Raw genomic sequence first — 22,364 nt, forward strand, 5'->3', positions numbered from 1 at the left:
GGGAAGGAGTCGAAGAACGGGTCCCCGGCCGTCGTCGCCCCCGGGTACGGGACGGGAAGGGGCGGAGGGGGCGGAGGGTGCGGAGGGGGCGAGAGAACCTGGCCGGGTACGACGAAGGCCCCCGGGACCGGACGGTCCAGGGGGCCTTCACTTCAGCGGGGCGACGGGCTACGCCTCCGGCAGCCGCTCCAGCTGCTCCTGGATGCGGGCGATGTCCTCGTCCGCCTTGGCGAGCCGCGTGCGGATCTTCTCCACGACCTGGTCCGGTGCCTTGGCCAGGAACGCCTCGTTGCCGAGCTTGCCGTTCGCCTGGGCCTTCTCCTTCTCCGCGGCCGCGAGGTCCTTGGCCAGACGCTTGCGCTCGGCGGCGATGTCGATCGTGCCCGACAGGTCGAGCGCGACCGTCGCGCCCGCCACCGGCAGCGTCGCCGTGGCCGAGAAGCTCTCGCCCTCCGGCTGAAGACGCAGCAGCTGGCGGATGGCCGCCTCGTGCGGTGCCAGCGCGGTCCCGTCGAGGGTCAGCCGGGCCGGGACCCGCTGGCCCGGCTGGAGGCCCTGGTCGGCACGGAAGCGGCGGACCTCCGTGATGACCCGCTGGAGCGCCTCGATCTCTCCCTCGGCGGCGGTGTCGCGGAAGCCGCCCGCCGCCTCGGCACCGGGAACGGACACCGCCTTCGGCCAGTCGGCGATGACGACCGACTCGCCGCCCGTGAGGGTGGTCCAGAGGGTCTCCGTCACGAACGGGACGATCGGGTGCAGGAGCCGCAGCGTCACATCCAGGACCTCGCCGAGGACCCGGCCGGAGACCTTCGCGGGTTCGCCGCCCGCCATGAACGTCGTCTTGGACAGCTCGACGTACCAGTCGAAGACCTCGTCCCAGGCGAAGTGGAACAGGGCGTCCGACAGCTTGGCGAACTGGAAGTCGTCGTACAGGGCGTCCACTTCGGCGACCGTGGCGTTCAGCCGGGACAGGATCCAGCGGTCGGTGGCCGACAGCTTCTCGGCGGGCGGGAGTTCACCCTCGACCGTCGCGCCGTTCATCAGCGCGAAGCGGGTGGCGTTCCAGATCTTGTTGGCGAAGTTGCGCGAGCCCTGGACCCAGTCCTCGCCGATCGGCACGTCGACACCGGGGTTGGCGCCGCGCGCGAGCGTGAACCGCAGCGCGTCACTGCCGTACTTGTCCATCCAGTCCAGCGGATTGACCGCGTTCCCGAAGGACTTGGACATCTTCTTGCCGAACTGGTCGCGGACCATGCCGTGCAGGGCGATGGTGTGGAACGGCGGGGTGCCGTCCATCGCGTACAGGCCGAACATCATCATCCGGGCGACCCAGAAGAAGAGGATGTCGTAGCCGGTGACCAGGACGGAGTTCGGGTAGAACTTCGCGAGGCTCTCGGTCTGTTCGGGCCAGCCGAGCGTGGAGAACGGCCACAGGCCGGAGGAGAACCAGGTGTCGAGGACGTCGGTGTCCTGGTGCCAGCCCTCGCCCGTCGGGGCCTCGTCGTCGGGACCGACGCAGACGATCTCGCCGTTCGGCCCGTACCAGACCGGAATCCGGTGGCCCCACCACAACTGCCGCGAGATGCACCAGTCGTGGAGGTTGTCGACCCAGTCGAAGTACCGCTTCTCCATCTCCTGCGGGTGGATCTTGACTCGGCCGTCGCGGACGGCGTCGCCCGCGGCCTTCGCCAGCGGACCGACCTTGACCCACCACTGCATGGACAGCCGCGGCTCGATGGTCGTCTTGCAGCGCGAACAGTGGCCCACGGAGTGGCTGTACGGCCGCTTCTCGGCGACGATCCGGCCTTCGGCGCGCAGGGCGGCGACGATGGCGGAACGGGCCTCGAGACGGTCCAGGCCCTGGAAGGGACCCGGGACGGTGATGACCGCGTGCTCGTCCATCACGGCGATGTTGGGCAGGTTGTGGCGCTGCCCGATCTCGAAGTCGTTCGGGTCGTGGGCGGGCGTCACCTTGACCGCGCCGGTGCCGAACTCGGGGTCGACGTGCTCGTCCGCGACGACCGGGATGAAACGTTCGGTCAGCGGCAGCCTGATGAGCTTGCCGACGAGGTGCTTGTACCGCTCGTCGCTCGGGTGAACGGCGACGGCCGTGTCACCGAGCATGGTCTCGGCACGGGTGGTGGCGACGACGATGGACTCGTCCCCCTCCCCGTACTTCATGGAGACCAGCTCGCCCTCGTCGTCCTGGTACTCGACCTCGATGTCCGAGATGGCGGTGAGGCAGCGCGGGCACCAGTTGATGATGCGCTCGGCGCGGTAGATCAGCTCGTCGTCGTAGAGCTTCTTGAAGATGGTCTGGACGGACTGGGAGAGCCCCTCGTCCATGGTGAAGCGCTCACGCGACCAGGCGACTCCGTCACCGAGGCGGCGCATCTGGCCGGAGATCTGCCCGCCGGACTCGGCCTTCCACTGCCAGACGCGCTCGACGAACGCCTCCCGGCCGAGGTCGTGACGCGACTTGCCCTCCTTGCCGAGCTCCCGCTCGACGACGTTCTGCGTGGCGATGCCGGCGTGGTCCATGCCGGGCTGCCACAGCGTCTCGAAGCCCTGCATGCGCTTACGGCGCGTGAGGGCGTCGATGAGGGTGTGCTCGAAGGCGTGTCCGAGGTGCAGGCTGCCCGTGACGTTCGGGGGCGGGATGACGACCGTGAACGGAGGCTTGTCGCTCTTCGCGTCCGCCTCGAAGTAACCGCGCTCTACCCAGCGCTCGTACAGCGGCCCCTCTACATCGGCCGGCGCGTACTGGGTCGGCAGTTCGGTGTTGGGCTCTGATGGCTGCTGCTGAGCGTTTTCGGTCACGGGGTCAGTTTAGAGGCGTCACGCCCCTGTCCCGAAACGCGATTACTTCGTAACGGTGCGGCCCCCGCGGACTTGGGCGCGTGACCTGTGCGTCAGGATGTTGGGAACACATAAGCATCTGGAGGGGAACCCAGGAATGAGCTACAACCAGCCGGGCCCGTACGGCGGGCAGCCCCAGCAGCCCGGACCGCACGGTCAGCCGGGCCCCTACGGCCAGCAGCCGCAGGCCCCCCAGCCCGGCTACGGTTACCCGCAGCAGGCTCCCCCCGCGCAGCCCGGCTACGGCTATCCCCAGCAGGCTCCCCAGGGCGCCCAGCCGCCGACCCCTCCGTACGGCCAGCCCCCGTACGGCCAGCAGCCCCCCTACGGCACGGTCCCGATGCCGCCCGAGCCGTCGGGCGGCAAGAAGAAGACGGGCCTGATAATCGGCGCCGTCGCCGTCGTGGCGGTGCTCGCGGTGGGCGGGTACCTCGTCTTCGCCGGAAGCGGGGGCGGAGGCTCCGACGTGGCCGACGACGGAGCCCACAAGCTGACGACGCCGGCGAAGGTCCTCGGCGGCGAGTACAAGAAGTCGACCAACAGCAGCGACAGCAGCGGCATGACCAAGAACGACCTGAAGGACGCCGAGGGCTGGGGCGTGAAGAACCCCAAGGACGTCAGCGCCGCGTACCAGTCGGGTGACGAGAGCAACCCGCTCTCGATGAAGCAGATCTCGTTCGGTGGCGTCTGGGGAACCATCGACGACCCCGAGGCGACCGTCGACAGCATGTTCGCCGAGATGAAGAAGAACCAGCAGAAGGAAGGAACCAAGGACGGCGAGCTCGTCGGCAGCCCGAAGGCGTACAGCCCGAGCGCGCTCGACGGTGCCGTCCTCAAGTGCCAGGAAGTCAAGATCAAGAACGACTCGTCGGACACCGGTGCCAGCGCCGGCCCCGGCGAGTTCACGATGCCGGTCTGCATCTGGGGCGACCACAGCACGCTCGGGTTCGTGATGCCGATCGACTACGCGAGCATGATGGCCGGCAAGGGCAGCACGCCCGAGGCCGCGGCCGACATCGCCGCGAAGCTGCGCAAGGACGTCCGCGTCAAGATCTGACGCCGCCCGTCCGCGGACGGAATCGGCGAGTGGGGCCCGGCCATCGGCCGGGCCCCACGGCGATGCGCCGTACTCGGCTCCGCGGACGGCGGTCCCGGGAAATGACAAGGGGCGCCCGGTGATTGCTCGCCGGGCGCCCCTTCGTCGTAGAGGTGTCGCTACGCCGTCTTCTGCTCCCCCGGGCCACGGCCCCGCGCGTCGCGCGGGATCAGGGTCGGGTTGACGTTCCTCAGGACCACGTCGGCGGTGATGACGACGCGGGCGACGTCCTTGCGGGACGGGACCTCGTACATCACGGCCTGGAGGACTTCCTCCATGATGGCGCGCAGGCCTCGGGCGCCGGTCTGGCGGAGGATGGCCTGGTCGGCGATGGCCTCCAGGGCCTCGCGCTCGAAGTCCAGCTCCACGCCGTCGAGTTCGAAGAGGCGCTGGTACTGCTTCACCAGGGCGTTGCGCGGCTCGACCAGGATCTGGAGGAGGGCCTCGCGGTCCAGGTTGTGGACCGAGGTGATCACCGGGAGACGGCCGATGAACTCGGGGATCATGCCGAACTTGACCAGGTCCTCCGGCATGACGTCCTCGAACTGGTCCTTGGACTCCAGCTCGCGCTTCGAGCGGATCGTCGCGCCGAAGCCGATGCCCTTCGCGCCGGCCCGGGACTCGATGAGCTTCTCCAGGCCCGAGAAGGCACCGCCCACGATGAACAGGACGTTCGTCGTGTCGATCTGGATGAACTCCTGGTGCGGGTGCTTGCGCCCGCCCTGGGGCGGCACCGAGGCCGTCGTGCCCTCGAGGATCTTCAGCAGAGCCTGCTGCACGCCCTCGCCGGACACATCGCGCGTGATCGACGGGTTTTCGCTCTTACGGGCGACCTTGTCGATCTCGTCGATGTAGATGATCCCGGTCTCGGCCTTCTTGACGTCGTAGTCGGCGGCCTGGATCAGCTTCAGCAGGATGTTCTCGACGTCCTCGCCGACGTATCCCGCCTCCGTCAGCGCCGTCGCGTCGGCGATGGCGAACGGAACGTTCAGCATGCGCGCGAGAGTCTGGGCGAGGAGCGTCTTGCCGGAACCCGTGGGGCCCAGCAGCAGGATGTTGGACTTCGCCAACTCGATGGCGTCCTCGCGGTTCTGGCCCGCGCTGTTCTCACCGGCCTGGACCCGCTTGTAGTGGTTGTACACCGCGACCGAGAGGGCCTTCTTGGCCGACTCCTGACCGACCACGTACCCCTCGAGGAACTCGTAGATCTCGCGGGGCTTGGGGAGTTCCTCCCAGCGCACCTCGCTCGTCTCCGCGAGTTCTTCCTCGATGATCTCGTTGCAGAGATCGATGCACTCGTCGCAGATGTACACACCGGGGCCTGCGATGAGCTTCTTGACCTGCTTCTGGCTCTTGCCACAGAACGAGCACTTGAGCAGATCGCCGCCGTCACCGATGCGTGCCACGGTGTGCTTCCCCTTCGCCTGGGAGACGCCTAGGTCCAGCGGCTCCTGGTGCTGCCTTATGTCCGACGGTACCTTGCCGAGCCCCTCGTCCGGGCCCCCCTTGGCGCGGTTCACTTTGTCGTGAACCGTGCCAAGGAGCGGCAGACGATACAGCGATACGTCATACGACCGCGGAGTTGTTCATCTTCCGGGTGGAGATGATCTGGTCGATCAGGCCGTACGCCAGGGCGTCCTCGGCCGTGAGGATCTTGTCGCGCTCGATGTCCTCGCGGATCTTCTCGATCGGCGTGGTCGAGTGCTTGGCCAGCATGTCTTCCAGCTGCGCACGCATCCGGAGGATTTCGTTGGCCGCGATTTCGAGGTCCGAGACCTGCCCGCGGCCGGTCTCGCTGTAGGGCTGGTGGATCAGCACACGGGCGTTCGGAAGTGCCATGCGCTTGCCCGGCGTACCGGCGGCCAGCAGGATCGCGGCGGCCGAGGCCGCCTGTCCCATGCAGACCGTCTGAATGTCCGGCTTCACGAACTGCATCGTGTCGTAAATGGCCGTGAGGGCCGTGAACGAGCCACCGGGGCTGTTGATGTAGACCGAGATGTCACGGTCGGGGTCCATCGACTCCAGGCACAGCAGCTGTGCCATGACGTCGTTGGCGGAGGCGTCGTCGATCTGCACGCCGAGGAAGATCACGCGCTCCTCGAACAGCTTCGCGTACGGGTCGTACTCACGCACGCCCTGCGAGGTGCGCTCGACGAAGCGCGGGATGACGTAGCGGGACTCCGCGCGAGGACCGGTGTACTCGGCCTGCGTGCGGGCGAAGAGGCCGCTGCCGGGGAAGTCGTTCACTGTGTCTCCTGAAAAGCCTGAAAAGGGCTGAGCGGTCGGCTGAGGGCCCGGCAGGGGCCCTGTGCCGCCCGGGGGCGGGGAAGGGCCCTGCGCCGTCCTCGGGGGCACTGGAGGGGCTTACGCCGCCCCGGTGCCGCCGCCGCCCGGCATACCGGCAGCGGTGGGCATGATGTCGTCGATGAGGCCGTACTGCTTGGCCTCGATCGGGTCGAACCAGCGGTCGCGGTCCGAGTCACGAGTGATCTGCTCGACGGTCTGACCGGTGTGGAAGGAGGTCAGCTCCGCCATCCGCTTCTTGGTGTGCAGCAGCCGCTCGGCGTGGATCTTGATGTCCGACGCCGAACCCGCGAGACCAGCGGAGGGCTGGTGGATCAGGATCTCGGCGTTCGGCAGGGCGAAGCGCTTGCCGGGGGTACCGGCGCTGAGCAGGAACTGGCCCATCGAGGCCGCCATGCCCATGGCGATCGTCACCACGTCGTTCTTGATGTACTGCATGGTGTCGTAGATCGCCATGCCGGCCGTGATCGATCCGCCGGGGCTGTTGATGTAGAGGTAGATGTCCTTGTCCGGATCGGAGGCAAGGAGCAGCAGCTGTGCCGTGATCTTGTTGGCGATGTCATCGTCGACCGCCTGGCCGAGGAAGATGATCCGCTCGCCGAGCAGTCGGTTGTAGACCTGGTCGCCGAGGCCACCACCGATGGGGTCGCCGGCAGCTGTGGGCATCAGATTCGTCACGTATCCACCTGCTCGTCTTACGACGGCGCCGGGCCGTCTCACGTCTTCTGCAGGGCCTGGGACCCCGGGTTCCGCGCCGCCTCCCGACGGCGTCCGGGGTCTCCCCTGCCCTCGTATTCATGGACCCTAACGCGCGGGTCCCTCCGGGGAATCCCGCAGAGGGAACTGTTCGCTGTGAGCGCATGCGCTGCGCCGGTCCGACCGGGGTCTCGGGCGCCGCCGTCCGAGGGGCCGGACGGCGGCGCCCGACCCGTGAAAAGCCGCACCCGTCGGGGCGCCGGGGGCCGGGAACGCGGCTGCGGCACGGTGGGGGTCGCTCACGCGGTTCCTCGCGCCCCCAAAACGCAGACGGGCCCCCGGGGACATGAAGTCCCCCGGGGGCCCGTCAGGGCGTACTGGCGAGGCGATCAGGCCTCGGGCTTGTCCTCGGCCTCGGCCTCGGTGGCACCCTCGGTGGCCGCGACGGTCTCGGCCGTCTCGTCCTCCTCGTCGTCGAGGTCGACGACCTCGCCGTTGGTGTCCTTGACCGTGGCGGCCTCGACGACGACCGCGAGGGCCTTGCCGCGGGCGACCTCGCCGACGAGCATCGGAACCTGGCCGCCCTCGACGACGGCCTGGGCGAACTGGTCGGGGGACATGCCGGAGGAGGCGGCGCGCCGCATGAGGTGCTCGGTGAGCTCCTCCTGGTTGACGTTCAGCTTCTCCTTGTTGACGAGCTCGTCGAGGACGAACTGCGTCTTGATGCCCTTGACCGCGGCTTCCTTGGTCTCGGCGTCGAACTCTTCCTCGGTCTTGCCCTGGATCTCCAGGTACTTCGCGAGGTCGAGGCCCATCTGGCCGAGCTGGTGGTGCTCGAGGTTGTGCTTGCGGGTGTTGATCTCGTCCTCGAGCAGCTTCTCGGGGACGGGCACCTCGACCAGCTCGAGCAGCTTCTCCAGGACGCGCTCCTGGGCCTGCGTGGCCTGGTCGTACTGCTTCATGTTCTCGAGGCGCTTGCGGCTGTCCGCCTTGAGCTCCTCGAGGGTGTCGAACTCGGAGGCGAGCTGCGCGAACTCGTCGTCCAGCTCGGGCAGTTCACGGGCGGCGACCTGGGTGACCTTGACGGTGACCTCGGCCGCCTTGCCGGCGGCGGAGCCGCCCTTGAGCTCTGAGGCGAAGGTGGTCTCGCCACCGGCCTCCAGGCCCTTCACGGCGTCGTCGATGCCGTCGAGCAGCTCGCCGGAGCCGATGGTGTACGAGACACCGCTGGCGATGCCGTCCTCGAGGACCTCGCCGTCGACCTTGGCCTCCAGGTCGAGGGTGACGACGTCGTCGTCCTGGGCGGCGCGCTCGACCGGGGAGGTCGAGGCGAAGCGCTCGCGCAGGTCCGAGACGGCCTTCTCGATGTCCTCGTCGCTGACCTCGACAGCGTCGACCTCGACCTCGATGCCGGAGTAGTCCGGGATCTCGATGGCCGGGCGGATGTCGACCTCGGCGGTGAAGTTCAGCGTCTCGCCGTCCTTCAGCTCGGTGATGTCGACCTCGGGCTGTCCGAGGACATTCAGCTCAGCCTCGTTGACCGCTTCGGTGTAGAACTTCGGGAGCGCGTCATTGACGGCCTCTTCGAGCACGGCGCCGCGACCGAACCGCTGGTCGATGATGCGCGCCGGAATCTTGCCCTTCCGGAACCCCTTCACCGTGACCTGCTGGTTGATCTTCTTGTACGCCGCGTCGAGGCTGTCCTTGAGCTCCTCGAAGGGCACCTCGACAGTGAGCCGAACCCGGGTCGGGTTCAGGGTCTCCACGGCGCTCTTCACGGTTCGGTCTCCTTGTGGCTGACTTCTTGGGGGGTTCTGCTGCGTGCTGCTGCCGGTCGGGCAGAGCCTTGGGCGGATTCGCGGCCCTTGAGAGACGTAACACTGCAGACATACGGGCACGCAGCTTGCATAGTAGCCGCAGGCGGTACACGCCCCAAAAGGTGATCTTGTCCGGGCCGGAGCCCTGGCGGGTTCCTGCCGGTGGTCGGGGTGGCGGGATTTGAACCCACGGCCTTCCGCTCCCAAAGCGGACGCGCTACCAAGCTGCGCCACACCCCGTCGGTGCGACACGTAGGGTACATGCCCGCAGGCAGTGCGGCTGCCGCATTTCGCGAGCGCCGATGCGGGTGGGAATGGGGTGTGCGATGTGGGCGTCCGACCCGCTACGATGCTTTCTGTGCCGCGGTCGCTGACCTGCGGCGCACCCTGTGCGGGCGTAGCTCAATGGTAGAGCACTAGTCTTCCAAACTAGCTACGCGGGTTCGATTCCCGTCGCCCGCTCCATATGACGTAGGGCCAGGCCAGAGGTTCATTCCTCGGCCTGGCCCTTGTCGTTTCCGGGGACGACCGAAGGGAGCGATCGTGCATCGAATAGCGCCCTGGCGGGACCGGCAGGTCTTGGCCGCGCTGGCGATCGCGGTCGTGGCGGGCGCGGTGGCGCTGGGCCTCCGTTCCCTGCCGGAGGTGACGATCGTGAAGGTCTCGGGCCTGATCAGCGGGCTGAGCGTCATGGTGTTCGTGGGCAGATTCCAGCTCGTTCCGCTCGTGCGCTACGACCGGACCACCGTGGTGATCCGCAACGTCGACCGGACGTACGAGATTCCCTGGCAGGCGGTGCGGAGCCTGAACTGGGATGCCAGGGGCGCAAGCCTCAGTCTCGCGCTGGACGGGGACCGGAGCATCCCGGTCGAGGCGTTCAGCCGCTGGCCCTCGTTCGGCCGCCACGAGAAGGTGATCGAAGAGCTGGAGCGGGCCCGCGAGCAACGGGCGGACGCCGGTCGCACCGGCGAACCGACCGAGGCCCCGGCGCCCGGGGTCGTGGAATTGGCCCTGGTCGTACCGGTCGTGGTGACGGTGGTCGCGCTGCTGGTGAAGGGCGTCACGGCACTTCTGTCCTGACCGCCCCCATGCGACTGCCACGCCCCGTCTCCGAGCGGCCACGGCCGTCCACGCCGTGTCTCCGTCGCCGAGGCCGGCTCGGCCCTCCGCGCCTCGGACGGGGGCTTCGCGAGGCGTCGGCCGTCAGGTGCGCCAGTCGTCGGCGTGGGCGCACAGGTAGGCGGCGAGTTCGGGCGGCTGGAGTTCGAGCACCCTCAGGGCCGATGCCTCCGGTGCGACGCGGACGGTGGAGAAGTCGCCCGTGTCGGGGTCGTCGAGTTCGGGGCCGTCGCGACGGTCCGGATCCATCTCCAGCACATCGGCGCGGAAGTAGTGCCGTACGACGGTCGTCCGTCCGCCCGGTTCGGTCAGGGTGAGGAACTCGACGACCGGGCCGATGGTGGCGCCGATCTCCTCCATGACCTCGCGGCGCAGGGCCGCCTCCAGGCCGGCGTCGCGGGGTTCGACGCCGCCACCGACGGTGGTGCAGTAAGGGGCACCGCCGGGCCATTCCCGGCGCAGGAACACCAGGTGCTCCCCGTCGCGCAGGACCGCGCGGACATTGTGGCGGACCTTCATCCCCTTCATCACGACCACCGCCTCTTCGGGGACAGAGGTGTCCGTGGCCGGTGCCGGTGGAGACGGCGGCACCCGCCCGGCAGGGACCGCGCGACCCGCATGCGTTCGCGGGCCGGCGGTGGGGCGTTTCGTCGCGTCCCGTTCAGAAGCTGATCGAGTTGATGGTCTCCGCTATCGAATCGAGGAACCGGTTGATGGACGGAGCCATGCCGGTCGACGCGAGGAAGAAGCCGAAGAGCACCGCGACGATGGCAGGTCCCGCCTTGATCGATCCCCCTCGGATCAGCACCACGAGGATGATCGCCAACAGCAGCACCACTGACAGCGAAATGGCCACAACTGATCACACCCTACGGTCGGTCCGCTCTCCCGGCCCGGAGGTGCAGCCCCGCACACCCCCGCCAGAACCATCGTGCCACCAACAGGCCACTCGTATGCGACAGGTGACGCATCGTTGGCCAAGGACAGACCCGGGGACGGACCGGGGACCCGTCGGCACGGACCGGCGCAGCCGTCCCCCGGCTCCCGCGGAACACGTCGAACGCGCGCCCCCGCAGCGCAATTCGAAGGCATGTCACACAGGGAATTCAGAGCGACCGTTGCCGTGTCCACACATCTTGTTCGCAGGTAATTCGAATTGTTGCCACAGGCACACGGCGAACACCGAGGACGGGTAACTAAAGCCTACCGAACCGGACATAACCCCAGAGTCGCCCGCGGGTGCTATGCACTACTTAGTCAGCATGAAGTGGGACAGAACGCCCCATCCTGGTAAGCGAATCGGTATCCGGAACTACTTGCGAACGGGTAGGCACACATCTCCAAATCCGGGGTAGGCGCAGGCGATAAGCAGGAATGACATCGGGCGTTTTACGAGAACGCACAGACAAGGCTAGGGTGCCTCAGATGTTCCACGCCGCCACGTCCCCCGAACGCGCAGCGAGGTCCAGGGTCGTCTCCCGGAGTTCTTGGCGGGAGGGCCTGTGACCAACTCGCTCCGACCCCATGACCACCGCAGATCGCCGCTCCCTCCGGCGCAGCAGCTGACGGGCGGGGTGCCCGCCCCGCGCTCGCCCCAGGTCCCCGCGACCGCCACCGGTGCCGCGCCGGGCACCAAGCCCGCCAAGCAGCGCGACGCGTTCTTCGACAACGCCAAGTACCTGGCGATCGCGTTCGTGGCCATGGGGCACGTGTGGGAGCCGCTGAAGAGTCAGAGCCGCTTCGCGGAGACGCTGTACACGGTCGTGTACACGTTTCACATGCCGGCCTTCATCATCATCTCCGGCTACTTCTCGCGCAGCTTCGACATGCGCCCCGACCGCCTGAGGCGGCTGGTCACCGGCGTCGTCGTACCGTACGTCCTGTTCGAGACGGCGTACTCCCTCTTCAACCGCTGGGCCGGCGGCGTGACGGACCAGGAGATCAGCCTGCTCGACCCCTGGTACCTCACCTGGTTCCTGATCGCACTCTTCGTCTGGCGCCTGACGACCCCCCTGTGGAAGGTGGTCCGCTGGCCGCTTCCCATCGCCCTGTGTCTCGCCCTGCTCGCGGCCGTCTCACCCGAGATCGGTGACGACCTGGACCTCCAGCGGGTGCTGCAGTTCCTGCCGTTCTTCGTTCTCGGCCTGCTCATGAAGCCCGAGCACTTCCAGCTGGTGCGCCGCCGCGAGATGCGCGTCCTGTCGGTGCCGATCCTGGCCGCGGCGCTGGTCGTGGGCTACTGGGCGGCGCCGCGGATGAACGCCACCTGGTTCTACCACCGCGACAGCGCACAGGAGCTGGGCGCTCCCTGGTGGTCCGGTGTGGTCATGACGCTCGCGCTCTACGGCTGCTCGCTGGTGCTCACCGCGTGCTTCTTCGCCTGGGTGCCGCGGCGGAAGATGTGGTTCACGGCGCTCGGCGCGGGCACGCTGTACGGCTATCTGCTGCACGGCTTCGTGATCAAGGGTTCCGACTTCTGGGGCTGGTTCGACCACGGGTGGGTGCACAAGCCGCTCGGCGAGGTGTGCGTGACCTTCGCCGCGGTCGCGCTCGTGACCGTGCTGTGCACACGGCCCGTCCAGCGGGTGTTCCGCTTCGCGATGGAGCCGGAGATGGCGTGGGCCTTCAAACGGGACGCGGCGGACCTCGCACGGGAGCGGGCGAAGGCCAACGCGTAGCCGGCCGACGCGTGGCCGGCGGGCGTGTGGCCGGGGGGCGTGTGGCCGGGGGGCGTGTGGCCGACGCGTGCGTGTGGCCGGGGGGCGTAAGAGAGGGGCGGGTCCAGGATTTCCTGGCCCGCCCCTTTTGCCTGTCGCGACGGCGCGGAGGCGCGCACGCGGAAACCGCGGGGAGCGCCGGTGTTCAGCCCGGCGGCAGCCCCAGCAGGGCGCGCATCGTCGCGTACTTCTTCGTCAGTCGCGCCCGGGTGTGCTCGTCGAGGACCGCGAGGCGGCTCGGGTCGGCGTTGTGCGCCAGGTCGGACGCCTTGACCAGGAGGGCGCCCCGGGTGGTGCGGATGCGCCGCGCGTACGACTCCGGGGACTCGCCGTCCTGTTTGGTGAGCGCCAGCACGATGTCCTTCGTACGAGGGGTCAGCGCAGCTTCGCCGAGCCAGTCCTCGGAGAGGGCGTCGTCCTCGACGGCGTCGTGCAGCCAGGCCGCCGCTATCTGGTCGTCGTCGCCGCCGCGATCGCGGACGCCGTCCGCCACCGCTTGGAGGTGCTCGGTGTAGGGGCGGCCGGCCTTGTCGGTCTGGGCGGCGTGCGCCGTGCGGGCGAGCGCTTCGACTTCGGCCAGGGTCAGGAGAGGTTGCGTCACGGGATCAGTGTCTCCTCGGTACGGGCCGCTGCCGCCGCGTTGCCGAAATCCGTGGGGCGCGGTCAGCGTACCGGTGTCAGGCCCTCGCGGCAGATCAGGAGGAGGGCCCGGTCGTCGTTGACGTCCCTGGCCACCGCCTCGATGAGGTGCCAGGCGGCGCCGTGGAAGCCTCCGGCGACATAGCGGTCGGCCTCGCCGGTGAGCCGGTCGATGCCTTCGACGATGTCCCGGTCGGCGGTTTCGACCAGACCGTCCGTGAACAGCATCAGCACGTCCCCGGGCCGCAGTGAGCCCTTCACCGGGTCGAACTGGGCACCGTCGTACACACCGAGCAGAGGGCCTTCCGCCGCCTTCTCCTCCCAGCGGCCGCTGCCCGCGCTGAGCTGCAGGCCCGGCGGGTGTCCGGCCGAGAAGAGTTCGTAGTCGCCCGAGTCGAGATCGAGCACCAGATGGATCGAGGTGGCGAAGCCCTCGTCCCAGTCCTGGCGCAGCAGATAGCCGTTCGCCGCGGGCAGGAAGGCGTGCGGCGGCAGTGAGCCGAGGAGGCCGCCGAAGGCTCCGGACAGCAGCAGGGCGCGTGAGCCCGCGTCCATCCCCTTGCCGGACACGTCCGTGAGGACGACTTCGAGGGTCCGGCCGCCGTTCGTCCGTGCGGCCACGACGAAGTCGCCGGAGAAGGACTGGCCGCCCGCCGGGCGGAGCGCCATCTCGCGGTGCCAGCCCAGGGGCAGCTTCGGCAGCTTGCTCTGCACCCGGATGCGTTCGCGCAGGTCGAAGAGCATGGTTCCGCCGCGTCGCCAGGGCACGCCCACCCGGCTGCGGAACTGCGCGATGAGCAGTCCGAAGAAGCCGCAGGCCGCGACCACCAGGACCACACCCGGCGTGACCCGGGACGGGCCCTCCGTGTACGGGCCGAGCTTCACGGACTCGACTATCAGCGCGGTGGCGGCGGCCGCGTACAGCCCGAGCAGACTCGCGGGGCGGAGCAGCAGGCCGCCGGCCACGATCGGCAGGACCAGGGCGGCGGGTGAGCACCACACCGAGTTGACCAGGGTGGTGGAGGCGATGATCGGGATCGTGATGAGGAGACCGGCCAGCGCGATCCAGTCCGAACCGTCCCCGCGGAAGTAGTCGACAGCGGATCTGCGCAGCCCTGTGCGGGCCCGGTGCCATTGCTTCTTCAACCGGGCCGTGAACGTATCGGCTTCCGCGCGCCGCTCTCGTCCTGCTGCCATTAGTTCGGGACCCTATCCATCGGACCAGGTGCTTGGCACGGGAGGTCCCACTTGTCCCCCCTCCGAGCGCTCAACTTCACAGAGAACTGCACAGGTGTGTTCCGGTCGGGGGCCTCGGCGAGCGGGCGAAATTCCCTCGCTCGTACCGCATTGCCCTGGTAGGCATGGGCTATGACGACTGACGTTCGGGTGCTGCGGCAGGCCGACTGGGACAAGTGGTACGAGAACCTGATCCGCGCGTTCGGAGGTGTGTCGGAGTCGTCCGAGGAGCGCGAACTGTGGAACGCGCTCACAGAGTACGACCGTTCGCTGGGCGTGTGGGACGGGGAGAGCTGCGTGGGTACGGCGGGGGCCTTCTCCTTCAACGTCACGGTCCCGGGCGGCGCCCTGGTACCGGCGGCCGGGATCACGATGGTGAGCGTCGCGGCGACGCACCGTCGGCGCGGGGTGCTCACCGCGATGATGCGCCGCCAGCTGGACGACATCCGTGCCGGGAGCGAGCCGCTCGCCGTCCTGACCGCGTCGGAGCCGGCGATCTACGGGCGGTTCGGCTACGACATCGGGACACTGCAGATCAGCGCGGAGATCGACACGAGCCGCGTAGGACTGTCCGTGCCGCCCGGGACCGACGACGTACAGCTGCGCTACGCGGTGCCCAGGGACGTGCTGGACGCGTGCGAGGCGGTGTACGCCGGCCTGGTGTCGGAGCGTCCCGGGATGCTGGCCCGCCGGCCCGGCTGGCAGCGGCTCGGGGTGCTCGACCCGGAGGGTGAGCGGAACGGCGCCTCGCCGTTGCAGTGCGTGGTGGCCGAGCGGGACGGCGAGGTCGTGGGCTACACCCGCTTCCGGGTCAAGCCGGAGTGGGGGCCGTCCGGGCACAACGGGACGGTGATGATGGACGACCTGGAGGGACTGGACCCCGCGGTGCGGGCGGCACTGTGGCGATTCCTCTTCGGCATCGACCTGACGTCCACGCTGCGGACCCGGGGCCGTCCCGTGGACGAGGCCTGGCAGCGCATGGTCTCCGACATCCGCCGCTGTCAGCTGCGGATGAAGGACTCACTGCATGTGCGGCTCGTCGATGTCGGGGCCGCGCTGGAGGCGCGTACCTATCAGGCCCCGGTGGACGTGGTGTTCGAGGTCGAGGACTCCTTCTGCCCCTGGAACGAGGGGCGTTGGCGGCTCACCGGCGACGCGAAGGGCGCTTCGTGCGTGCGGACCGAGGACGCCCCCGATCTCGCCCTGTCCGTAAGGGAGTTGGCCGCGGTCTACCTCGGCGGGGTGTCGCTGGCCTCGCTCGCGGCGGGCGGACGGGTGCGTGAGCTGCGACAGGGTGCGCTGGCGGAGACGTCGATGGCGTTCACCTCGGTGGTCGCGCCCTGGCTTCCGCACGGGTTCTGAGGACCCGCGTCCACGGCATGGTCCGCGGGACGCGCTCCGACTCGGCCCGGATTCAGGCTTGTTGGCAGGCCGGGCACCAGAACAGGTTGCGGGCGGCGAGATCGGCGGTGCGGATCTCGCCGCCACAGATGTGACAGGGCAGGTTCGCCCTGCGGTACACGTAGACCTCGCCCCCGTGGTCGTCCACGCGCGGCGGGCGGCCCATCGCCTCGGGGGTGTGTTCCGGGCGGACCGTGTCGATGCGGTTGTTGCGGACGCCCTCGCGCATGAGGTCCACGAGGTCGGCCCAGACCGTGTCCCACTCCCTCGCGCCGAGGTCCTTCCCCGCGCGGTACGGATCGATGCCGTGCCGGAAGAGGACCTCCGCGCGGTAGACGTTGCCCACACCCGCGATGACCTTCTGGTCCATCAGCAGGGCGGCGATCGTCGTACGGCTGCGGGAGACCCTGCGGTAGGCGGCCGCCGGGTCGGCGTCCGGGCGCAGCGGGTCCGGGCCGAGGCGGTCGTGTACCGCGCGCTTCTCGTCGTCCGTGATCAGGGCGCAGGTGGTGGGGCCGCGCAGGTCGACGTACGCCGCGTCGTTCGTGAGGCGGAGGCGGACGGTGTCCGTGGGCGGCGGGGCGGGGGTGCCGCCGAAGCCGACCTTGCCGAACAGGCCCAGGTGGATGTGTATCCACTCCGCCGGGCGGAAGCCGAGGAAGAGGTGCTTGCCGTGGGCTTCCGCCGCGGTCAGGACCGAGCCGTCGAGGAGGGCCGCGGCGTCACTGAACTTGCCCTGGGGGCTGGTGACGCGAACACCGCGGCCGCCGAACGCGCCGAGGTGGTCCTCGGCGAGCCGGTGAATGGTGTGCCCCTCGGGCACCGGTCCTCCTGCTGTCTCTCGCCCTACGGCCCGTGGGCCCGTGGGCCCGTGGGCCCGTCGGTACTACGCCTGCGGCTGCTGCGGGTGGTGGGCCGGGATCGGCGGGAGTTCCCGGGTGGTCTCGTAGTCCGCGAGCATCTCGATGCGGCGGACGTGGCGCTCTTCGCCGGTGAAGGGGGTGTTGAGGAAGGTCTCGACGAACTTCGTCGCCGCTTCCTCGGTGTGCATACGGGCGCCGACGGAGATGACGTTGGCGTTGTTGTGCTCGCGGCCCAGCGCCGCGGTCTCCTCGCTCCAGGCGAGGACGGCCCGTACGCCGGCGACCTTGTTCGCGGCGATCTGCTCGCCGTTGCCGGAGCCGCCGATCACGATGCCGAGGGCACCCGGGTCCGCCACCGTGCGCTCAGCGGCGCGGAGGCAGAACGGCGGGTAGTCGTCCAGGGCGTCATAGATGTGGGGCCCGCAGTCGACGGGCTCGTGCCCGGCGGCTTTGAGCCACTCGACGAGGTGGTTCTTCAGTTCGAGACCGGCATGATCGGAGCCGAGATACACGCGCATGGTCCGAGTGTGACACGACCGTTTCGGATCGGCCTCGCCGGGTGCCGCAGCCAAAGAAACGTGACCCAGCCTACAGAACCTCAAGGAAACCTCAAGTAACGATCTGGATTCAAAGGTTCACGAATTCCTTTGCCTCCGTTTCACTGGACCGACTCGTACGCCGACCCACACCCAGGGCGAGCGCGTGCCCCATACACCGCTCGTACGGGATGGGCGCTCTGTACGGGAATCTGCTCATCCGGCGCAAAGGAATCCCCCTCATGACCTCGCAGCCGACCCCCACGAAGGCCGCCAAGGCCCCCGGAGGCCCCGGAGAACCCGGTGGCGGCCTCCAGGCCGGACTCAAGAACCGTCATCTGACGATGATCGCCATCGGTGGTGTCATCGGAGCCGGACTCTTCGTCGGCTCCAGCTCCGGCATCGCCACCGCGGGCCCCGGCATCCTCCTCTCGTACGCCCTCGTCGGCACGCTCGTGGTGCTGGTGATGCGGATGCTCGGCGAGATGTCCGCCGCCAACCCGACCTCGGGTTCGTTCTCCGCGCACGCCGACCGCGCGCTCGGCCGCTGGGCCGGCTTCTCCATCGGCTGGCTGTACTGGTTCTTCTGGGTCGTGGTGCTGGCCGTGGAGGCCACCGCCGGCGCCAAGATCCTCGAAGGATGGATGCCCGCCGTACCGCAGTGGGGCTGGGCGCTCATCGTGATGGTGGTGCTGACGGCCACCAACCTGGTCTCCGTCGGCTCGTACGGCGAGTTCGAGTTCTGGTTCGCCGGGATCAAGGTCGTGGCGATCGGCGCGTTCATCGTCGTCGGCGCCCTCGCGATCTTCGGCGTCCTGCCGGGTGTCGAGGCCGAGAAGGCCGGGCTGGGCAATCTGACCGACCACGGCGGATTCCTGCCGCACGGACCCGGCGCGATCCTCACCGGTGTCCTGCTGGTCGTCTTCTCCTTCATGGGAAGCGAGATCGCGACCCTCGCCGCCGGCGAGTCCGAGGACCCGCAGCGGGCCGTCACCAAGTCGACGAACAGCATCATCTGGCGCATCGCCGTCTTCTACCTGGGCTCGATCCTCGTCGTCATCGCCCTGCTGCCGTGGAACGACCCGTCGATCAAGGACAAGGGCTCGTACGTCGCCGCCCTCGACTCCCTCGGTATCGCGCACGCCGGTCAGATCATGAACTTCATCGTGCTGACGTCGGTGCTGTCCTGCCTCAACTCCGGCCTCTACACCGCCTCCCGCATGGCCTTCTCGCTCGGTGAGCGCGGGGACGCGCCGAAGGCGTTCGCCAGGACCACGCGCCGCGGTGTGCCGATGACCGCCATCGTCGTCTCGGTCGTGTTCGGCTTCGTCGCCGTCTTCTTCAACTACAAGTTCCCGGACTCGGTCTTCCTCTTCCTGGTCAACTCCTCCGGTGCGGTCGCCCTGTTCGTGTGGCTCGTCATCTGCTTCTCGCAGCTGCGGATGCGGAAGATCATCCAGCGCGAGGCGCCGGAGAAGCTCGTCGTGCGGATGTGGCTCTACCCGTACCTGACCTGGGCGACCGCCGCGATGATCGTCTTCGTGCTCGGCTACATGCTGACCGACACCGAGCACGACGGCCGGGAGACGGTGCTGCTGTCGCTGCTCGTCGCGGCGATCGTGCTGGTCATCGCCTTCGTCCGGCAGAAGATGGGCGCGGGTGCCCCGTCGTCCGCGCAGACGCTCGCAGGCGAGTCCCGCGACGAGACCCAGGCCAAGGTCGGCGCCTGACCCGCCCCCGACGCCTGAGTGAGGTGGGGCCCGCGGCACATCGCCGCGGGCCCTTCTCCTTTCGCGTCGCCGTTCGCGTCGCCCTTCGTGCCACCTTTCGCGTCGCCGTTCGCGTCCTCACGCCGGGCCGCGGTGGCGGCGGCCGGCGGCCGGCTGCTCACAGCACGGTGAAGCTGTTCTTGACCTGGTTGTAGACCTTGAGGGCCCGGTCCTCGATGTCCCGGTGGTACCAGGTGTTGATCTGGTACGACTTCCCGTCGGCGTCGAAGCCGAGAAGTCGCGCGTGCCAGCTCACGCCCTTGAGCGTGAAGGTGTACTCCCAGACGATCGCGTTCCGGCCCCGGAACGTCGTCTCCTCCAGCCGGATCTTCCGGTAGTCCTGACCCTGGCGGGCGTCCTGCTCGGAGGTCTGCCAGGTGTCCATCAGATTCCCCTTGGCGAGGGAGGATTTGGCCGCCAGTTCCTGTGCGCCGTCGGGCGAGGTGTAGTGCACCTCGGAGCCGGTCTTCAGATCGCGTCGCCAGCCCTTGGGCGTCACCCACGCGTAGCCGCCGGCCTCCCGGCGCGCGCCCGGGGGCGGGCCGGGCGGGCGTGAGGTGCCCTCGACGGTGGGCGCCGGGGACGAGGGAGCGCCGGTTGTGGCGGAGGCGGAGGCCGTCGGTGCGGTCGAGCCCCGGGAGGCCCCGTTGCTGTCGTCGGGCGATCCGCCCGTCAGGGCGACGACGGCCCAGGCGACGGCTCCCGCCGCGACCGCCCCCGCGGCGGCGAGACCGACACGGCGCCCGCCGCGTCGCGAGCCCGCCCGGGCGCCGAGGTCGTCGCCGTGGCCCTGGCGATGCCCCTGGTCGTACCGGCCGTACCCCTGGACCTCGTCGGAGCCGGACGGTACGGCGGGGCCGGGGAGTTCACCCGGTGGCGTCACCACGGGCACCGGTGCCGTGGGCAGTTGGGAGACCGGGTGCGAGCCGGGTTCCGAGCGCGGTTCCGAGGGGGTTTGCGAACTGGGCTCCGTACGCGGTTCGGAGGGGATCTCGGTGGAGGCGTTGGCCGCCGCCGGCAGGTCGGGGCCCCGGGTGACGGCTTCGAGTCCGGGGACCGCGGAGCGCTCCGGGGGAACTGCCTGAGGATGCTTCCGGAAGTCGGGCGCGCTCTTCCGAGTCGGAGTGCGCTGGATCGGAACGGCGTCCTGCACGGAGTGATGCTGCGGCTCGCGTCCGGGGTTGGGGTTGGGGTTGGGGTCAAATCCGGATCCGGGTTCAGGTCCGGATCCGGGTTCAGGTCCGGCTTCGGGTTCAGGTCCGGCTTCGGGTTCAGGTCCGGCTTCGGGTTCAGGTCCGGCTTCGGGTTCAGGTACGGCTTCGACTTCGGATCGAGTCAGTGGCCTGCGCGGATCACTTGTGCCGACGCGCCGTTCGTCCGGCGGCGGAGTGGCTTCGGGAAGGTCACCCGGGGGCTGCCGCGCCGCCCGCACGAGCTGGGCGTCGAGCAGAGCGGGCGTGGCCGAATCCTTCAGGTCGTGCCCGGGGGCCGACGTGGACGACTTCCGCAGGTCACGCCCGGGGGGCGGCTGGTCCCTATCGGGTCCCGGGGCCAGCTCGGGCCCCGAGGTCGGATCGGGTGCCGAGGTCGGATCGGGTGCCGAGGTCGGATCGGGTGCCGAGGTCGGATCGGGTGCCGAGGTCGGATCGGGTGCCGAGGTCGACTCGCGTCCCGGGGCCGACTTGGGTCCCGGGGCCGACTTGGGTCCCAAGGTCGGATCCGGTGCCGAGGCCGGATCGGGTGCCGAGGCCGGATCGGGTCCCGAGGCCGGCTTGAGTTCCGCGGTCGGCTCAGGTTCCGAGGCCGGCTCAGGTTCCGAGGCCGGATCGCCTGCCGAGGCCGGATCGGGTGCCCTGCCGGATGCCGGCTCGGGGTTCGCGTCGCGGGCCTGATCCGGGGTGAGTTCCGACAAGCGCTCGGATTCAGGGGCGGGCTGGTGTGGGGAGTGGAGCTCGGGAGCGGGTCGGGGCGTGGGGTAGGGCCGGGGGGTGGGCTCGGGGCGGCCCTGGAGCCCCGGCTCGCCCTCGAACCCCGGCGCATCTTCACGCCCCGGCTCGCCATCGTGCCGCCCCGGCACAACCTCGCGCCCCGGCTCGTCATCATGTCGCCCTGGCGCACCATCGCGCCCCGCTTCACCCCCGTACCCCGCCTCACCTTCGCGACCTTGCGCGGGCTCGCCCCCCGGAGCACCGTTGCCCCCGAGAGCGCCCTCGCGCCCCGCTTCACCTTCACGCCCTTGTCCGGGCTCGCCCCCCGGAGCGGGATCGTGCCCCGGCTCGCTCTGGAACCCCGGGGCTCGTTCCGGCCCGGGGGCGGGGGCGGGGCCCTGCTCCGGACCGGGCTCGGGATCGTGTGCCGGTGCGGGTTCGGGTGCGGGGTCGTACAGGGTCTCGTACGCGGTTCCGTAGGCGAATCCGGAGGCGAAGTCGTACTCGGGCCCCTCGGTCGGGGATCCGAAGGGAGTGGTACTCGTCCTCGGGGGACGGATGATCTCCCTCAGTCCCGCCTCCAGTTCCTCCAGACCGGGCCGCGTGGACGGGTCCTTCTCCAGGAGGGCGGCCAAGATCTCCTGCAACTCGCCCGCACCGGATGGGAGTTCCGGCTCTTCGTAGAGAACCGCGTGCAGGGTCGCGAGGGTGGTGGAGCGGGAGAACGGGGAGCGGCCGCCGAGGGCCGCGCAGAGCGTGGCGCCGAGGGACCACACGTCGGAGGGCGGGCCCTGCGGTCGGCCGGAGATCCGCTCGGGGGCCATGTAGTCGGGGGAGCCGACGAGCATGCCGACCATGGTGAGCGCTTCGGCGTCCTGGAGCGCGGCGATGCCGAAGTCGGTGAGGACGACACGGTGCCGTCCGGCGCGCTCGATCAGCACATTGCCCGGCTTGATGTCCCGGTGCAGCACTCCCTGGGCGTGCACCTGCCGCAGCGCCCCGACGAGTTGGAGGCCGACGCGGGCCGCCTCGCGCGATTCCAGCGGTCCGTCCTCGACCACGACCCGTTCGAGCGAGCGGCCGGCGACGAGCTCCATCACGATCCACAGCCGCTCGCCCGCGTCCACGACGTCGTAGATACGGACGACATTGGGGTGGTCGATCCGGGCCGTCGCCCTCGCTTCGCGCAGGGTGCGTTCCCGGCGCGTTCGGGTGTCCTCGGGATCGAGTCCGTCTATCCGCATTTCCTTGACCGCGACCTGCCGGTCGAGCATTTCGTCGGCGGCTCGCCACACCCGCCCCATTCCCCCCTGACCAATACTCTCGACCAGCCGATAACGTCCGGTCACCAGTAATCCCGGAACACCACCCTGTACGTTCGCCG

General features: G+C 69.3%; 17 protein-coding genes and 2 tRNA genes. 6 read left to right on the plus strand and 13 right to left on the minus strand.

The window, feature by feature from the left end; translation table 11 throughout:
- Positions 1 to 168 precede the first annotated feature (168 nt).
- Entirely contained in the window at positions 169 to 2,820 is a 2,652-nt protein-coding gene (locus ACWD68_RS33860) for a valine--tRNA ligase (protein ID WP_451810284.1), read from the minus strand.
- Between the two features lie 136 nt (positions 2,821 to 2,956).
- Here ACWD68_RS33860 and ACWD68_RS33865 point away from each other — a divergent pair, with 136 nt between their 5' ends.
- The gene (locus ACWD68_RS33865) at positions 2,957 to 3,916 is read left to right on the plus strand and encodes a hypothetical protein (RefSeq protein WP_451810285.1); all 960 of its coding nucleotides are present in this window, start codon (positions 2,957 to 2,959) and stop codon (positions 3,914 to 3,916) included.
- A gap of 158 nt (positions 3,917 to 4,074) precedes the next feature.
- Here ACWD68_RS33865 and clpX read toward each other — a convergent pair whose 3' ends face one another.
- From clpX to ACWD68_RS33890, 5 genes are all read right to left on the minus strand, one after another.
- Complete coding sequence (clpX, locus tag ACWD68_RS33870; protein ID WP_266758728.1) at positions 4,075 to 5,361, minus strand: ATP-dependent Clp protease ATP-binding subunit ClpX; 1,287 nt, start codon at positions 5,359 to 5,361, stop codon at positions 4,075 to 4,077.
- A gap of 160 nt (positions 5,362 to 5,521) precedes the next feature.
- Positions 5,522 to 6,202, minus strand: coding sequence for an ATP-dependent Clp protease proteolytic subunit (locus ACWD68_RS33875; protein WP_266758730.1), 681 nt, complete (start codon positions 6,200 to 6,202; stop codon positions 5,522 to 5,524).
- Positions 6,203 to 6,319: 117 nt separating this feature from the next.
- Positions 6,320 to 6,925: an ATP-dependent Clp protease proteolytic subunit gene (locus ACWD68_RS33880; RefSeq protein ID WP_261708795.1), complete on the minus strand. Its 606-nt coding sequence runs from the start codon at positions 6,923 to 6,925 to the stop codon at positions 6,320 to 6,322.
- Between the two features lie 419 nt (positions 6,926 to 7,344).
- The gene (tig, locus tag ACWD68_RS33885; RefSeq protein WP_451810286.1) at positions 7,345 to 8,733 is read right to left on the minus strand and encodes a trigger factor; all 1,389 of its coding nucleotides are present in this window, start codon (positions 8,731 to 8,733) and stop codon (positions 7,345 to 7,347) included.
- Between the two features lie 202 nt (positions 8,734 to 8,935).
- Positions 8,936 to 9,012, minus strand: a tRNA-Pro gene (locus ACWD68_RS33890).
- Between the two features lie 151 nt (positions 9,013 to 9,163).
- On the opposite strand from ACWD68_RS33890, the gene ACWD68_RS33895 reads away from it, so the two are divergent.
- Positions 9,164 to 9,237 (plus strand) — tRNA-Gly (locus ACWD68_RS33895).
- 78 nt (positions 9,238 to 9,315) lie between these two features.
- Positions 9,316 to 9,852: a hypothetical protein gene (locus ACWD68_RS33900; RefSeq protein WP_451810287.1), complete on the plus strand. Its 537-nt coding sequence runs from the start codon at positions 9,316 to 9,318 to the stop codon at positions 9,850 to 9,852.
- A 123-nt stretch (positions 9,853 to 9,975) separates the two neighbouring features.
- On the opposite strand, the gene ACWD68_RS33905 is transcribed toward ACWD68_RS33900, so the two are convergent.
- Both ACWD68_RS33905 and ACWD68_RS33910 read right to left on the minus strand, forming a co-directional pair.
- Positions 9,976 to 10,419 (minus strand): NUDIX domain-containing protein, encoded by a 444-nt coding sequence (locus ACWD68_RS33905; protein WP_451810288.1) that lies wholly within the window; start codon positions 10,417 to 10,419, stop codon positions 9,976 to 9,978.
- Positions 10,420 to 10,552: 133 nt separating this feature from the next.
- Positions 10,553 to 10,747, minus strand: a complete 195-nt coding sequence (locus tag ACWD68_RS33910) for a hypothetical protein (protein WP_010986847.1) — start codon at positions 10,745 to 10,747, stop codon at positions 10,553 to 10,555.
- 646 nt (positions 10,748 to 11,393) lie between these two features.
- Here ACWD68_RS33910 and ACWD68_RS33915 point away from each other — a divergent pair.
- The gene (locus ACWD68_RS33915) at positions 11,394 to 12,569 is read left to right on the plus strand and encodes an acyltransferase family protein (RefSeq protein ID WP_451810289.1); all 1,176 of its coding nucleotides are present in this window, start codon (positions 11,394 to 11,396) and stop codon (positions 12,567 to 12,569) included.
- A gap of 184 nt (positions 12,570 to 12,753) precedes the next feature.
- Here the strand turns inward: ACWD68_RS33915 and ACWD68_RS33920 are convergent, their stop codons facing one another.
- Entirely contained in the window at positions 12,754 to 13,209 is a 456-nt protein-coding gene (locus tag ACWD68_RS33920; RefSeq protein WP_451810290.1) for an HD domain-containing protein, read from the minus strand.
- Between the two features lie 62 nt (positions 13,210 to 13,271).
- A complete protein-coding gene (locus ACWD68_RS33925; protein WP_266758744.1) occupies positions 13,272 to 14,444 on the minus strand; it encodes a PP2C family protein-serine/threonine phosphatase in 1,173 nt (390 codons plus the stop codon).
- Between the two features lie 171 nt (positions 14,445 to 14,615).
- Here ACWD68_RS33925 and ACWD68_RS33930 point away from each other — a divergent pair, with 171 nt between their 5' ends.
- Positions 14,616 to 15,845, plus strand: a complete 1,230-nt coding sequence (locus ACWD68_RS33930) for a GNAT family N-acetyltransferase (protein ID WP_451810291.1) — start codon at positions 14,616 to 14,618, stop codon at positions 15,843 to 15,845.
- A gap of 52 nt (positions 15,846 to 15,897) precedes the next feature.
- On the opposite strand, the gene ACWD68_RS33935 is transcribed toward ACWD68_RS33930, so the two are convergent.
- The gene (locus tag ACWD68_RS33935; protein ID WP_451810292.1) at positions 15,898 to 16,707 is read right to left on the minus strand and encodes an Fpg/Nei family DNA glycosylase; all 810 of its coding nucleotides are present in this window, start codon (positions 16,705 to 16,707) and stop codon (positions 15,898 to 15,900) included.
- A 63-nt stretch (positions 16,708 to 16,770) separates the two neighbouring features.
- Entirely contained in the window at positions 16,771 to 17,265 is a 495-nt protein-coding gene (locus tag ACWD68_RS33940; protein WP_451810293.1) for a ribose-5-phosphate isomerase, read from the minus strand.
- A 260-nt stretch (positions 17,266 to 17,525) separates the two neighbouring features.
- Between ACWD68_RS33940 and ACWD68_RS33945 the strand changes: the two genes are divergently transcribed.
- Entirely contained in the window at positions 17,526 to 19,013 is a 1,488-nt protein-coding gene (locus ACWD68_RS33945) for an amino acid permease (RefSeq protein ID WP_451810294.1), read from the plus strand.
- A gap of 157 nt (positions 19,014 to 19,170) precedes the next feature.
- On the opposite strand, the gene ACWD68_RS33950 is transcribed toward ACWD68_RS33945, so the two are convergent.
- Positions 19,171 to 22,284, minus strand: coding sequence for a protein kinase domain-containing protein (locus ACWD68_RS33950; RefSeq protein WP_451810319.1), 3,114 nt, complete (start codon positions 22,282 to 22,284; stop codon positions 19,171 to 19,173).
- Positions 22,285 to 22,364: the final 80 nt, after the last annotated feature.

The sequence above is a fragment of the Streptomyces sp. NPDC005141 genome (assembly GCF_053599975.1).